Origin of the sequence: Brumimicrobium mesophilum, from assembly GCF_003025005.1 — a bacterium.
In the GTDB taxonomy this organism is placed as follows: Bacteria; Bacteroidota; Bacteroidia; order Flavobacteriales_D; family Crocinitomicaceae; genus Brumimicrobium; species Brumimicrobium mesophilum.
Map to the genome: position 1 here is coordinate 126,055 of NZ_PVSS01000012.1, position 12,093 is coordinate 138,147.

Sequence of the window (12,093 nt, forward strand, 5' to 3'; positions counted from 1 at the left end):
TCAATTATCTTTCTCTATCTTTGTAGTATAATTTTTAGAAAATGAGTAAAAATACTGGAGAAAATCCAAAAAGCAGAGAAAACCGTAAAAAAGGTGATTCTAAATATAGCGGTAAACCGAGCAAATATCTAACTAAGGGGAAAGCTAAAAGAAAGGTTTCTGAAGGAGCAGCTGGTCTGCCTAAAAGAAGTCGTACTAGTCAAGGAGAGCCTTTACCGAAGTTTGATGATAAAATAAGATTGAATAAATTTATAGCCAATGCAGGAATTTGTTCTCGTAGAGATGCAGATGTTTTAATCGAATCTGGAACAGTAAGTGTTAATGGAAAAACTATTACGGAATTTGGATTTAAAGTGAATCCTTCGGATGTAGTTCGATATGACGGTTCTATTATTAAGCGTGATGTTAAAAAGTACGTTTTGGTTAATAAACCAAAAGATTTTGGAATTAGATATGTCGATGACATGTCAAAAAAATCTGTTTATAGCTTAATTCAAAAAGCGGGAAGAGAAATGCTTGATCCTGTGGGTAAGATGGATAGAGCCGCGTGCGGATTAATTTTATATACCAATGATTCCGATATGGAAAAGAAATTGATGCATCCTAAGTTTAAGGTGTCTCAACTTTATCATGTTGTTTTGAAAACTGTGATGTCAGAAGAAGATTTGGAGAAATTAACTAAAGGATTGTATATCGATGACATGATGTTTAGTGCTGAAGACGCAAGTTTTATTAATGGAAAAAGCCATAATGAAATTGGAATCAAAATTTTCTCTAACAAGAGCAATAAAGTGAAGTTAATGATGGGGAAACTAGGTTATGAAATCATAAAGCTAGACAGAGTTGAATTCGCTGGATTAGATAAAAAAGATTTGCCTCGAGGTCAATTTAGACACCTTACGGATAAAGAGGTTTCTTTCTTAAAAATGAGTTAAATGAAACATTTATTTTTCCTTTTTAGCCTACTTTTTATTCTTGTCTCATGTGGAGGTTCTACAAAAGATCAGGTTCAAGAAGTTTCTTACATGGAGTACTTTTACCCAACTGATAGTCTCATTCCTTTTATTTATGTTTATCAGAATACAAAGGAAGCCTTGGACGAGAAGGTGCATAGAATTTATAGGTCTGAAACTCCTGAAGATACCACTTTGGTTGTAGAGTATTATAATTCTGATTTAAAAATTACAGAAGGATATACGCATGATTTGATGAATGAACTAAGAGTAATCGATCACATGATTGTAGATGGAGATGGAAAGAAGAGACAAGCTAAACTTACAGAAAATACTTTTTTTCCTCAAAAGAAGGGTGAGCAAACACAATTTCTATCAGATTTCCCTTCCCATCTAGATTCTTTGACGATGATTTATCAATCAAAAAGAAGGGTTTTGGAAGAGAATTCGACAGTCTCAGTTTTAGGTAAGCAAGTGCCTGCAATAGTTATCGAAGATTCCGTAAATATTATATTTGCTAATCCATATACGAAAGAGACTGGAGGTCAAAATGTAATGATCACCAGAACTTTTGCCAAGGGTTATGGAATGGTGAAGTGGTCTGCCAACAATGAACAAATTGTTTATAAATTGGAAAGGATATTGTCAAATAAATGGTGGGAAGAGTACGCTCAAGCACCACAAGTAGCTTTGTAAAAAGTGTTGATTAACAGATGTTTTTTAACTTTGCAAGAATATTTAGTTGCATTTTTATACTGTGTTTATTTTGATTTTGTTCAATTGAATGAGATTAAAGGTTAAAGGCATAAAATTTGTAGTTGAGGAGGAGAACGAATAGAAAACAATGAATTATATTATAACATCCATATTTACTTTATTTTTTGCTGTAAGCTCAATTTTCTCTATTCCCTATCAGGAAGTAGAAACTGCTTTCTCTCAAGGAAATGCTAGTAAAATCATGAATTTGGGAACTACAAAAGTCCTGATTTCTATTGAAGGAAGCGAAGGAGTATATAGTAAGTCTCAAGGGACTCAGGTTTTAAGTAATTTTTTCAAGAATAATCCACCCAAATCTTTCTCTTTTGGATTTAAAGGGAAAGAGACAGGTGCCTCTACCTTTGCTGTAGGTGATTATCAATCGAAAAGACTTTATAGGGTAAGTTTTAAGTTTAAAAAGGTAAATACACAGCATCAAATAGAGTCTATTACTATTATTCCCCAGAAATGAAAATAAAGTTGATTTATGTAGGGAAAACGGGAAAGAAATTCCTTGAAGATGGCGAAAAAGAATACACCAAAAGATTAAAGCGTTATGTGCCTTTCGAAGTTGTTGAGTTAGCCGATGTTAAAAATGCCAAGAACAGATCTGAAGATGAAATCAAAAACATTGAAGCAGAAACCATCTTGAAAAACATAAAAGCTAATGATCATGTTATTTTACTTGATGAAAAAGGTAAGGAAATGACATCAGTAAAGTTTTCAAATTATATCCAAAAACAGTTCAATTCGGGGAGTCAAGGTCTTGTTTTTGTAGTAGGCGGACCATATGGGTTTAGCGAAACCGTTTACCAAAGAGCAAATGATAAATTGGCGCTAAGTAAACTCACTTTCTCTCACCAAATGATTCGAATGTTCTTTATAGAACAACTTTATCGGGCATTAACCATATTGAAAGGAGAGCCTTATCATCACCAGTAAATTAATGGCGAATTACGAATTATCAATTACGAATTCTTAGGGTGTTGACTTCGGCACTTGTATAGATGAGCTTATATTGGATGGTCTCCGAATGTTCAGTGAGTTAAATTGTAGGATAATGGTGTTGAGTCTAATTAGTAGAAATTATCTGTATATTTTCAACTTTTAGCAATTATTAATTCTTTTGTGTCCGGTTACAAAGTTGAATTAAATCTCCATAGTTAATTCTATACCGATGTCATTTTCAGGGATTGCATCAAATTCTACATCTAATGTCTAAATCTGCTGTATGCGGTTATTAATCCGTAATTATCTTTTAGTACTTAAAGTAACTAATACTGTCCAAACTCAGTTCCCATTCTCCGTTTTCATTTATAAATGGTTCTTCAGTGACATAATGAATTTGAGAAACAGAATTTCCAAACTGCATGGCTTTTGTTGATGTATTGAATTTGATTTTCCCTGTTTGAAAAATTAAACAGTTTTTAAAAGCTACATCTTCTTCACAAGCAACGCCAAACGCGCTTTCCTTGCCCTCAACATTTAGAAAATTTCTAATAGAATCGCCTTTAGTAGGGGAGTAGTATACTTTTGTTTTCCATTCACCTTTAAAATCTTCGTTGTATTTCTCTACATTTTTAATGTTACAAGAGAATGTCATGAGAAGAATTATTCCTGTTAAAAATACACCAATCTTGTTTTTCATAGTAAGAAATTTTGAAAATTAAAGATATAAAAAATAAACTAGTAAATTATATTATATAGGAATTGAGACCAACCGAATCTCCAATCGAATGAACTTGATTAGCGATTGAGAACTCATCTTTAGTTTAGGAATGGTTGAACATTTCTGATGTTTCAAAATGAGCTTAGTCCTTTGTTAACCGTTATAAACGGCTACGTTCGCTGATAGTGAGGGTTTCAAAAAGTCGATAAAGTTTGTGATTTAGCCTTTGGTTTTGAATTTCACCTATTCTAATGCTAAGCGTTATTAACCGTTATAAACGACTATGTCCTTTGATAGTGAGGGTTTCAAAAAGGCGATAAAGTTTGATTTAGGCTTTGTTTTTGAGTTTCACCTATTCTAATTCTAAGCGTTATTAACCGTTATAAACGACTAGATCCTCTGATAGTGCGAGTTTCAAAAAGTCGATAAAGTTTGATTTAGCCTTTGGTTTTTAATTTTACTTATTCTAATGCTAAGCGTTATTAACCGTTATAAACGACTAGATCCTCTGATAGTGCTAGTTTTAAAAAGTCGATAAAGTTTGATTTAGCCTTTGGTTTTGAATTTTAACTATTCTAATGCTAAGCGTTATTAACCGTTATAAACGACTATGTCCTCTGATAGTGCTAGTTTCAAAAGTGGATAAAGTTTGATTTAGCCTTTGGTTTTGAATTTTACCTATTCTAATGCTAAGGGTTATTAACCGTTATAAACGACTAGATCTTTTGATAGTGCATAAACCAGGATGGATAGAGGAGAAATTTATTATACAAAAAAATGCTATCCGATTTCTCGAATAGCATTTATAATAAATATATACCTTTAATTATGCTTCAGTGTTTTCCTCTAATGGGCTAACTGATACATAAGAACGGTTATTTCTTTTCTTTGTGAATTGAACAACTCCTGTTGTTAATGCAAACAAGGTGTGGTCTTTACCAATCCCAACGTTTAAACCTGGGTGATGCTTAGTACCTCTCTGACGAACAATAATGTTACCTGCAATTGCAGCTTGTCCACCAAATATTTTTACACCAAGGCGTTTACTTTCCGATTCACGACCGTTTTTCGAACTTCCGACTCCTTTTTTATGTGCCATCTTATTTAGTTTTTTCAATTGTAGAATTAAATTCTACAACCTTTGGTTTATGCCTTAATTCCTGTAATAGTCACTTCCGTGAACTGTTGACGGTGACCATTTTGTTTCTGGTAACCTTTTCTTCTCTTCTTTTTGAAGATAATTACTTTATCTCCTTTCAGGTGACGTTCTACTGTTGCAGAAACTGTTACACCATCTATAGCTGGGGCGCCAACGTTAACTTTATCATTGTCACCAGTCAATAAAACACGGTCAAAGTCGATTTTGTCTCCTTCTTTAGCGTCTAAACGGTGTACAAACAAACGTTGATCTTTTTCAACTTTGAATTGTTGCCCTGCTATCTCTACAATTGCGTACATAGCTAATTTAATTAATTATTAATATTCCTATAAAATTCGGACTGCAAATATAGTAATTTATTTATTCGAAATACTATTTATTTGCAATTTGTTTTTTCTTACGGTTTGCCGTAAAAATTCCGACTAAAATAATCAACATCGCAGCCACTTGAATCCAACTCATTGTTTCTCCATCAAAAAAACCGATGATCACTGCAACTATAGGAATTAGATATGTAACACTACTGGCAAATAATGCTGATGTTTTGCTGATTAAATAGTTAAATAAAATCAATGAAAGTGCTGTACCAACTACAGCCAAAATTAAAATGTAAACCATTGCCTTTTTGGCATGTTCATTTTCCATTATTGTGGTTGGAGTTTCGAAGTAGAAAAAACAAAATACCGCGGGTAAAAATGCAAAAACAAATGCTACCGATGTAACTTTTAAAGGTTGTAAATGGCTTAAATTATACCGCATAGTATTTGTACTGAGTCCATAACATAGGGTCGCCAATACTACTGCCATCACATGCAGGTATGTTCCTGAGGTGTCAACAACTGAAACACCATTTACGAGTGTAACAATTCCAATGGTTCCAATTAGAACGCCAATAACTTGCATTTTTAAAAGCTGTTGACGAAAGAAAAATGCCCCAATTATTAACGTGAAAATTGGTACAGTACTGTTCAACATACCGGCATAGCCAGAACTGATGCCTGTTTCTGCGTAAGTAAATAAAAATGCAGGAAGAAAACTACCCGCTAATGAAACAACCGCCAAGCTCAATCCGATTTTGAATGAAGTTATGATTTTCAAGGACCGCAATCCCATTGGTAAAAGTACAGAAGAGGCAAAAAGCATACGCATTGCTCCAACTTGTGTACTACTGAAAATCGTATCTCCAGTTGACTTGTCAATCATTCCTCTTTTCATAAGAATAAAAGAACTTCCCCAAACTATTGATAGTAATATCAAAATCGCAGCGTATTTCAGGTTTGCTTTCATTCCGCAAAAGTAGTACATGATTTTAAACAATTGAGATATTACTTTGCTGTTTATTGAATGTTTTCTTATTTTTGATAAAATAATTTACCAATGAGACAATTATTCTTTTTGACAATTCTTTCATCTTTTCTATTTGGATGCGAATCTAATGAGCTTTTAACTCCTGAAATTTCGGAAGAAAAAAATATTTTTCCAACTCACCTTGCTACATTCGATATTGAAGGAATGATGTGTCAAAAGGGTTGTGGTGCTGCTATCAGAAAAGGACTATTGGATACAGGTGGAGTTTCAGAAGTGGAGGTTGCTTTCGATGATGAGCATCCTTTAAGTCAAATCAAAGTTTATTTCGATATCAAAAAAACATCAACAGATAAAATGATTAAAGTTATTGGGGGATTAGCAGATAACCGGTATTCTGCTAAACTTAAAAAAGTAACGCAATCAACATTGTCAGCTGTAAATGTGAAAACGGATGAAGTGCAGGATGATCATTCTTTAAATGGGCTTTCTTCTAGAGAAGTGTCTTCAAAAAGTTTCACTTTCCCAAATCTTACGAAATTGTTGAATGGTTTGATTAATTAATATTTGCCTCCTCAGAATCTTCTTTTCAATTCTCCAAACCTCAAATTGTCCAAGTTGAAACATACCCTTTAATATCTTCCTTCAAAAACACGTAATTGATTTTTAATACTCTAAAGTTATCAGTTATCAGTTATCAATTATCATTTGTTCCCTCTTTCCAACCCATTTAAAACCTCTGCGTTCTTGGCGACTTCTTAACGCTCTGCTCGGTTAAAAAAGGTACAATTAAAACGAAGTTGGAATTCAATACTCCACAAATTATTAACATTCATAATTATCTCAAGACACAAAAAAGCCGCTCTAGAAATAAATCCAGAACGACTTTTACAAAACCTAAATTCTCCACTTTTTAATTCAAGATTACATTCGTAAATCTGTTCTTTTTCTTGCCTAATGAATAAAGTACAAGATCATTTTCTCTTCCTACTGGACTAGCGCCTGGGATAACATATGTTTTCAGTTCTTTTGAACTGAATAATGGAGTTTTTGTAGCATTCCCGTCTTCTTCAAATTTTACTAATACAACTGTTGATTTTTTTAATTTTAAACTTCTAGAATTATCATGGTCAACAACTGTAGATGTTTCTGTATTGTCGTTAAATATGATGTTTAATGAGTTGTCATTGTTCAATCCAGTAATAATTCCAGAGAATCTGCCGCCATCATTTGTAGAATGTTGCCTTTTTGGAACTCTTGCATACCATTCAACTGAATTATCTTTTAATACATCAATTACCATTAAATCATTATAGTAGTAGTGGTAAGTTGTTCTAGTCGCTCCATTCGAAGTCGTTGTGGTTGTAACTCGTAATTCATAATATTCTGCAACCATATAAAAACCGCCTCCTTTTTTCATTACGATATCTCTAATTCGATAATTATATAATCTTTCGTAAGGATTCTTCTTGGCATTTCTTTCTGATTTACGTTCCTTTTTACGGATTTGCTTATCAGACAAAAACTGATTCAAATATTCGTCAGTAAATTCTTGAGAACTCACATTGCTGATTTCCTTAGTATCAGTATCTATTGTAAATGCAAATACTCCTCTTGTAGAATTTCCTTTTTTGTCAGAATAAAAACCAGCACATTGAAGTCTTCCAAGTTTATCTGTTTTCATCTTTATTTGACTGATAAATCCAGCCTCTTCATTTAATAAGTTGATTTCATATTCTTCAACTTCACTTTCACCTTTGTATAATGTGAAAACGCGTGCCTCCTTTTCAACCGATGTGTTGAACAAAGTTTTTCTCCTTGTTTCTTCAATTGCTATTGAAGTTAACATGTGAATGTTTCCTTTGGCATCTAATTGAATGCTTCTAATTGAGAAGTCGCGCTCATTATAAGGAAAATTTATGGAAACGTTATCTACTTCTTGAAAATCTAAATCTACAATTAAGAAATCACTGCTTGCATCTTGATCCTCATCTCTAGACCATGGAGAGGATTGTACCAAGAAATGCGTAGAGTCCTCAGATAGAGAAATGGTAAACAAATTAAAGCTACTTTTTAAAATATCAACTTCTTTTAGTTCAAAAATATCAGAATCGAACTTCCCATCTCTGTTGATAGTTGTTCCATATAATGTGTTTTTTTCTTCTCTCTTGTCATTTTTCAGCATGAACATATAGATTTTCTCATTGACGTACATCATTTGATAGATATTCAAGTCATCATCTGGAAGTGTAATTTCGTTTCTTTTTACGAAATCCATCTTTTCATCAAAAATTTCTAAGAAGTAATTATTCGAACGAAGTAATCTCATCGTACTTTTTAATACAATCACATCGTCTCCAGCATGGTGGGCTGATGCTATTGTTTCTCTCTTTTCGGTTTTTGTTTCCTTCCCAATGTTCACTTCAATGTCTTGGGCAAAATTTAAATTACCAAATGTAAAGCAGAAGATTAGTAGTGCGAGGTTAAAAAAAGTGTTTTTCATAATGATATTTAAAAGGTTATATTTCTAATTAAGTGGCTAAAATACGTAGCCGATTTTAAAACCAAAGTGAAATCTTGGACGAGTATTAAGTTTTTCACTTTGTACTTGTAGTGTTTGATAATTGAAAACACTTTCTGTAGGTGTGTTCATTCCAACTCCAATGTGCCAATCAAATGAAAGATTGTTGTCATAAAAAGTGATGTAGCCTAGATTAATCCTCGGCATTAAGTACGTTCTTGTTTCATCCACGGTTTGCGTTACAACATTTTCATATGGTGGATATGGATTGTATTGATCTATATCTCTCGACCAATTGAAATTTCTAAACTTAAATTCTGGCGAAATGTAAAAGTCTTCTAAAGATGCGATTGGATAAAAACGGAGAGCAAGTGAAAAACTAAAGCCGTATTTAGCATCAATATTGTAGTTAAAAGGAGAGTCATAATCAGAGAAAATTGAAGCTGTGTAATCCCCAAACGTTAATCCTAAACTTGCCTCAGCAGAAAATGAATTGCTTAAAACTCGTTCATAATAAATGGGGAAATCTCCGGCTGCTAGCTCAAATAAGCTGATCTTAAAAACATTCATTTCATAACCACTTTGGTCTTCCCTTGAGCCCTCGTCAGACTCAAAAGTGACAACTCTTGGTTGGGCAATTGCAAATCCTATGGCGAATGTAAAGGCAATTAATAGTAGTGATTTCATATTATATTTTTTTCGTTAGAACGGTTGTAAATTCGTTTAATTGTCCAATGATTTTAAGTTGTTTAAACTAAATCTAAAATTGATCTTCTGATTTCTTAACAAAAGAACTAAAAAAGAGTGATTAAACCAATTTTGATTTAGAAATAATGTCAATTATTACCTTTGGATGTCAAATGATGTTTAAATCCTTAATTCCTTTGAAGTCAGTGAATTGATGTATAAAATATTAGTGTTTAAATTCTGCCTGCGGAATAATTCGGCTTAAAATAGTTTTTAACTCTTCCAGTGAGTCAGGCGCAATAGTTTGTGTGTCTATAACAAACTCACCTCGTTCTGTTTTTAGTTTGATGTCACCAGCAAATTCCTTTATCGCTATAATGTCTTTGAGATCAATTTTTTTTGAAAATATCCCATGTTTAGTTATTTCATCTGCTTGAATTGAAAGGTATTGCTTTTTTTTCTGATAAGAATACACAAAAAGCATAACTATTCCAGCACTAATTTCACCTACTCCAATGGCCAAAGGAGAAATGCCTTCCCAGTCTTTGTAGACAAAGGAAAGCAGAATGAAAAATAAACCAAGTCCTAAAAAGAGTTTTCCCATGCGTAAACTTCCTTTTAATCTTTCTTCGGTGTATTTTATTTTCGCCATTCTGTATTTATAAGATATCTGCTAATATAAAAAATCAATAAGGTTTTTTAAATTCATTTTGGAATTCTATACATTAAATTAATCTTGCTTGTTCGTGAAAGTGATCAACATTATTTATGGAAATACAAGGTATAAAGTTCATAATTCGTAATTTCTAATTGAATCAATTGATTAAAAATTGCTAATTTTGCCTCCATGAAAAAGAGTGAAGACAAGCTAAAAGAGGTGATTTCCCATGCTAAAGAGTATGGATATGTATTTCCATCTTCAGAGATTTATGATGGGTTATCGGCAACATATGATTATGGTCAGTTAGGTGTTGAATTGAAAAACAACATTAAGAAATATTGGTGGGCTGCAATGGTTCAAATGAACGACGAAATTGTGGGTTTAGATGCCGCTATTTTTATGCACCCTAAAACTTGGAAGGCCTCTGGGCACACTGAAGCTTTCAACGATCCTATGATCGACAACAAAGATTCTAAAAAGCGATACCGTGCGGATGTTCTTGTTGAAGAGCATATTGAAAAATACCGTGAGAAAATCGCGAAAGATGTTCAAAAAGGAAAAAAACGCTTTGGTGATGATTTCGATGTTGAGCAATTCTTAGCAACGAATCCGAACGTGAAAAGAAATCAAGATAAAATTGATGAACTAGAAGGGAAGCTTGAAGTTATTTTCAAAGATGACGATTTAGCAGCTTTGAAAGGGATGATAGATGATCTTGGAATTGCTTGTCCTGTTTCTGGTTCTAAAAATTGGACAGAGGTAAGACAATTCAACTTAATGTTCTCAACTGAATTAGGTTCAGTTGCTGATGATACTTCAAAAATATATTTACGTCCTGAAACTGCGCAAGGAATTTTTGTAAACTTCCTCAATGTTCAGAAAACAGGAAGAATGAAAATACCTTTTGGAATTGCCCAAATTGGTAAAGCTTTCCGTAACGAAATCGTTGCACGTCAATTTATCTTCCGTATGCGTGAATTCGAACAAATGGAAATGCAATATTTTGTGCGTCCAGGAGAAGAGTTGAAGTGGTACGAACACTGGAAAGAAAAAAGAAATAAATGGCATAAAGCTTTAGGTCTTGGAGAAGAATTCTACAGAGATCATGACCATATTCAATTGGCGCATTATGCAAACGCTGCTTCTGATATCGAATTTGATTTCCCAATGGGTTTTAAAGAACTAGAAGGAATTCATTCTAGAACAGATTTTGACCTTAAGGCACACGAAGAACATTCAGGGAAAAAATTACAGTTTTTCGATCCTGAATTGAAGAAAAGTTATGTTCCTTTTGTAGTTGAAACTTCTGTAGGTTTGGATAGAATGTTCTTGGCTGTATTTAGTTCATCATTGAAAAATGAAACATTAGAAGATGGTTCAGAAAGAGTTGTTTTGTCAATTCCACCTGCTTTGGCGCCTTATAAAGTTGCGGTAATGCCGTTAACGAAAAAAGATGGACTGCCAGACAAGGCAATGGAGATTATTGATGAATTGAAATTTGATTTCAACTGTCAATACGATGAGAAAGATTCAATTGGAAAACGTTACCGTCGCCAAGATGCTATCGGAACACCATTCCACGTAACAGTTGATCATCAAACTTTGGAGGACAACACGGTGACAATTCGTGATAGAGACACTATGAATCAAGAACGTGTTGCAATTTCAGATTTATACAATATTATTGATGAAAAAGTGAGCTTGAAGAAACTCTTACAAAAAGGATAGAATTGAACAATAAAATTTCCCACAGGTATGAGGGAGAGTTTAAAGTGAAAATATAAAAAAGGCTGCAGCTAGTATTTGTACAAGTTGCAGCCTTTTTGTTTGAGTAATATCCTTAATAAGGTTGTAGTTAGGATGTTATGGGGGGAGTTTGTTAGGTTTATTTTGTAGAGAATTTCTTAATATTCCTTTCCCTGGAAAATATTGCTTTACATTTATAATAGTTATGCTGACTTTTTTTTACATTATTATTCGGTAAAGGTTAGAATAATGAAATTATCCTTAGTTTTGTAAAGAGTTTAAAAGTGAATAAAAAAAACGGTTGCGTTGCGTTTCTTAACGCTTGGCAACCGTTTTTAATTTGTAGTTCTTTTTTCGAGAACTATTTCAATAAAGTAAAATGTCCAGTAACAACTTCTCGTTCAGGACTTTTTTCTATCCCAAATTCGATTTTATATACATAGGTTCCTTCTTCACTCATTTTACCATTGTAAGTTCCGTCCCAACCAACTTTGTGGTCATTTGATTCGAAAAGAATTTCTCCATAACGATTGAAAACTTTAAAGTTGTAATCATCTGGGTTAAATCCTGCCGCAAATATTGGTTCAAACAGTTGATTGTGTTCGTCAAAATCTGGCGTGAACGCTGTAGGAATAT

General features: G+C 33.2%; 14 protein-coding genes. 6 read left to right on the top strand and 8 right to left on the bottom strand.

Annotation, left to right across the window (positions count from 1 at the left end; translation table 11 throughout):
- Positions 1-41 precede the first annotated feature (41 nt).
- The 4 genes from C6368_RS13145 (at position 42) to rlmH (ending at position 2,651) form a co-directional block, all read left to right on the top strand.
- Positions 42-935 (top strand): pseudouridine synthase, encoded by an 894-nt coding sequence (locus tag C6368_RS13145; RefSeq protein WP_107039678.1) that lies wholly within the window; start codon positions 42-44, stop codon positions 933-935.
- A complete protein-coding gene (locus C6368_RS13150) occupies positions 936-1,649 on the top strand; it encodes a hypothetical protein (RefSeq protein WP_107039679.1) in 714 nt (237 codons plus the stop codon).
- Between the two features lie 148 nt (positions 1,650-1,797).
- Positions 1,798-2,181 carry a DUF4783 domain-containing protein gene (locus C6368_RS13155; protein WP_107039680.1) on the top strand — a complete coding sequence of 128 codons (384 nt, stop codon included), beginning with the start codon at positions 1,798-1,800 and terminating at the stop codon, positions 2,179-2,181.
- Positions 2,178-2,651: a 23S rRNA (pseudouridine(1915)-N(3))-methyltransferase RlmH gene (rlmH, locus tag C6368_RS13160; protein WP_107039681.1), complete on the top strand. Its 474-nt coding sequence runs from the start codon at positions 2,178-2,180 to the stop codon at positions 2,649-2,651. The genes C6368_RS13155 and rlmH overlap by 4 nt, the downstream gene beginning before the upstream one ends.
- Before the next feature lie 316 nt (positions 2,652-2,967).
- On the opposite strand, the gene C6368_RS13165 is transcribed toward rlmH, so the two are convergent.
- The 4 genes from C6368_RS13165 to C6368_RS13180 all read right to left on the bottom strand — a co-directional run bounded on the left by C6368_RS13165 (position 2,968) and on the right by C6368_RS13180 (position 5,842).
- Entirely contained in the window at positions 2,968-3,357 is a 390-nt protein-coding gene (locus C6368_RS13165) for a hypothetical protein (protein ID WP_107039682.1), read from the bottom strand.
- An 847-nt stretch (positions 3,358-4,204) separates the two neighbouring features.
- Positions 4,205-4,477: a 50S ribosomal protein L27 gene (gene rpmA / locus C6368_RS13170; RefSeq protein WP_107039683.1), complete on the bottom strand. Its 273-nt coding sequence runs from the start codon at positions 4,475-4,477 to the stop codon at positions 4,205-4,207.
- Positions 4,478-4,524: 47 nt separating this feature from the next.
- The gene (gene rplU / locus C6368_RS13175) at positions 4,525-4,836 is read right to left on the bottom strand and encodes a 50S ribosomal protein L21 (RefSeq protein WP_107039684.1); all 312 of its coding nucleotides are present in this window, start codon (positions 4,834-4,836) and stop codon (positions 4,525-4,527) included.
- Positions 4,837-4,909: 73 nt separating this feature from the next.
- Positions 4,910-5,842 (bottom strand): DMT family transporter, encoded by a 933-nt coding sequence (locus tag C6368_RS13180; protein WP_107039685.1) that lies wholly within the window; start codon positions 5,840-5,842, stop codon positions 4,910-4,912.
- A 72-nt stretch (positions 5,843-5,914) separates the two neighbouring features.
- Here C6368_RS13180 and C6368_RS13185 point away from each other — a divergent pair, with 72 nt between their 5' ends.
- Positions 5,915-6,406 (top strand): heavy-metal-associated domain-containing protein, encoded by a 492-nt coding sequence (locus C6368_RS13185; protein ID WP_107039686.1) that lies wholly within the window; start codon positions 5,915-5,917, stop codon positions 6,404-6,406.
- Positions 6,407-6,755: 349 nt separating this feature from the next.
- On the opposite strand, the gene C6368_RS13190 is transcribed toward C6368_RS13185, so the two are convergent.
- The 3 genes from C6368_RS13190 to C6368_RS13200 form a co-directional block, all read right to left on the bottom strand.
- Entirely contained in the window at positions 6,756-8,345 is a 1,590-nt protein-coding gene (locus C6368_RS13190; protein ID WP_107039687.1) for a hypothetical protein, read from the bottom strand.
- A 36-nt stretch (positions 8,346-8,381) separates the two neighbouring features.
- Positions 8,382-9,050 (bottom strand): hypothetical protein, encoded by a 669-nt coding sequence (locus C6368_RS13195; protein ID WP_107039688.1) that lies wholly within the window; start codon positions 9,048-9,050, stop codon positions 8,382-8,384.
- 226 nt (positions 9,051-9,276) lie between these two features.
- Positions 9,277-9,702, bottom strand: a complete 426-nt coding sequence (locus C6368_RS13200) for a hypothetical protein (RefSeq protein ID WP_107039689.1) — start codon at positions 9,700-9,702, stop codon at positions 9,277-9,279.
- 195 nt (positions 9,703-9,897) lie between these two features.
- Between C6368_RS13200 and C6368_RS13205 the strand changes: the two genes are divergently transcribed.
- Entirely contained in the window at positions 9,898-11,439 is a 1,542-nt protein-coding gene (locus tag C6368_RS13205; protein WP_107039690.1) for a glycine--tRNA ligase, read from the top strand.
- A 379-nt stretch (positions 11,440-11,818) separates the two neighbouring features.
- Here the strand turns inward: C6368_RS13205 and C6368_RS13210 are convergent.
- Positions 11,819-12,093 (bottom strand): T9SS type B sorting domain-containing protein (locus C6368_RS13210; RefSeq protein WP_159038597.1); only part of this gene is annotated, 275 nt, incomplete at its 5' end.

What these genes read in the sequence shown, in the direction of transcription:
- C6368_RS13190 (WP_107039687.1), bottom strand. Translation starts at nt 8,345, where the DNA reads ATGAAAAACACTTTTTTTAACCTCGCACTACTAATCTTCTGCTTTACA.
- C6368_RS13200 (WP_107039689.1), bottom strand. Translation starts at nt 9,702, where the DNA reads ATGGCGAAAATAAAATACACCGAAGAAAGATTAAAAGGAAGTTTACGC.
- C6368_RS13150 (WP_107039679.1), top strand. Translation starts at nt 936, where the DNA reads ATGAAACATTTATTTTTCCTTTTTAGCCTACTTTTTATTCTTGTCTCA.
- rpmA (WP_107039683.1), bottom strand. Translation starts at nt 4,477, where the DNA reads ATGGCACATAAAAAAGGAGTCGGAAGTTCGAAAAACGGTCGTGAATCG.
- C6368_RS13205 (WP_107039690.1), top strand. Translation starts at nt 9,898, where the DNA reads ATGAAAAAGAGTGAAGACAAGCTAAAAGAGGTGATTTCCCATGCTAAA.
- C6368_RS13145 (WP_107039678.1), top strand. Translation starts at nt 42, where the DNA reads ATGAGTAAAAATACTGGAGAAAATCCAAAAAGCAGAGAAAACCGTAAA.
- rlmH (WP_107039681.1), top strand. Translation starts at nt 2,178, where the DNA reads ATGAAAATAAAGTTGATTTATGTAGGGAAAACGGGAAAGAAATTCCTT.
- C6368_RS13185 (WP_107039686.1), top strand. Translation starts at nt 5,915, where the DNA reads ATGAGACAATTATTCTTTTTGACAATTCTTTCATCTTTTCTATTTGGA.
- C6368_RS13180 (WP_107039685.1), bottom strand. Translation starts at nt 5,842, where the DNA reads ATGTACTACTTTTGCGGAATGAAAGCAAACCTGAAATACGCTGCGATT.
- C6368_RS13165 (WP_107039682.1), bottom strand. Translation starts at nt 3,357, where the DNA reads ATGAAAAACAAGATTGGTGTATTTTTAACAGGAATAATTCTTCTCATG.
- rplU (WP_107039684.1), bottom strand. Translation starts at nt 4,836, where the DNA reads ATGTACGCAATTGTAGAGATAGCAGGGCAACAATTCAAAGTTGAAAAA.
- C6368_RS13155 (WP_107039680.1), top strand. Translation starts at nt 1,798, where the DNA reads ATGAATTATATTATAACATCCATATTTACTTTATTTTTTGCTGTAAGC.
- C6368_RS13195 (WP_107039688.1), bottom strand. Translation starts at nt 9,050, where the DNA reads ATGAAATCACTACTATTAATTGCCTTTACATTCGCCATAGGATTTGCA.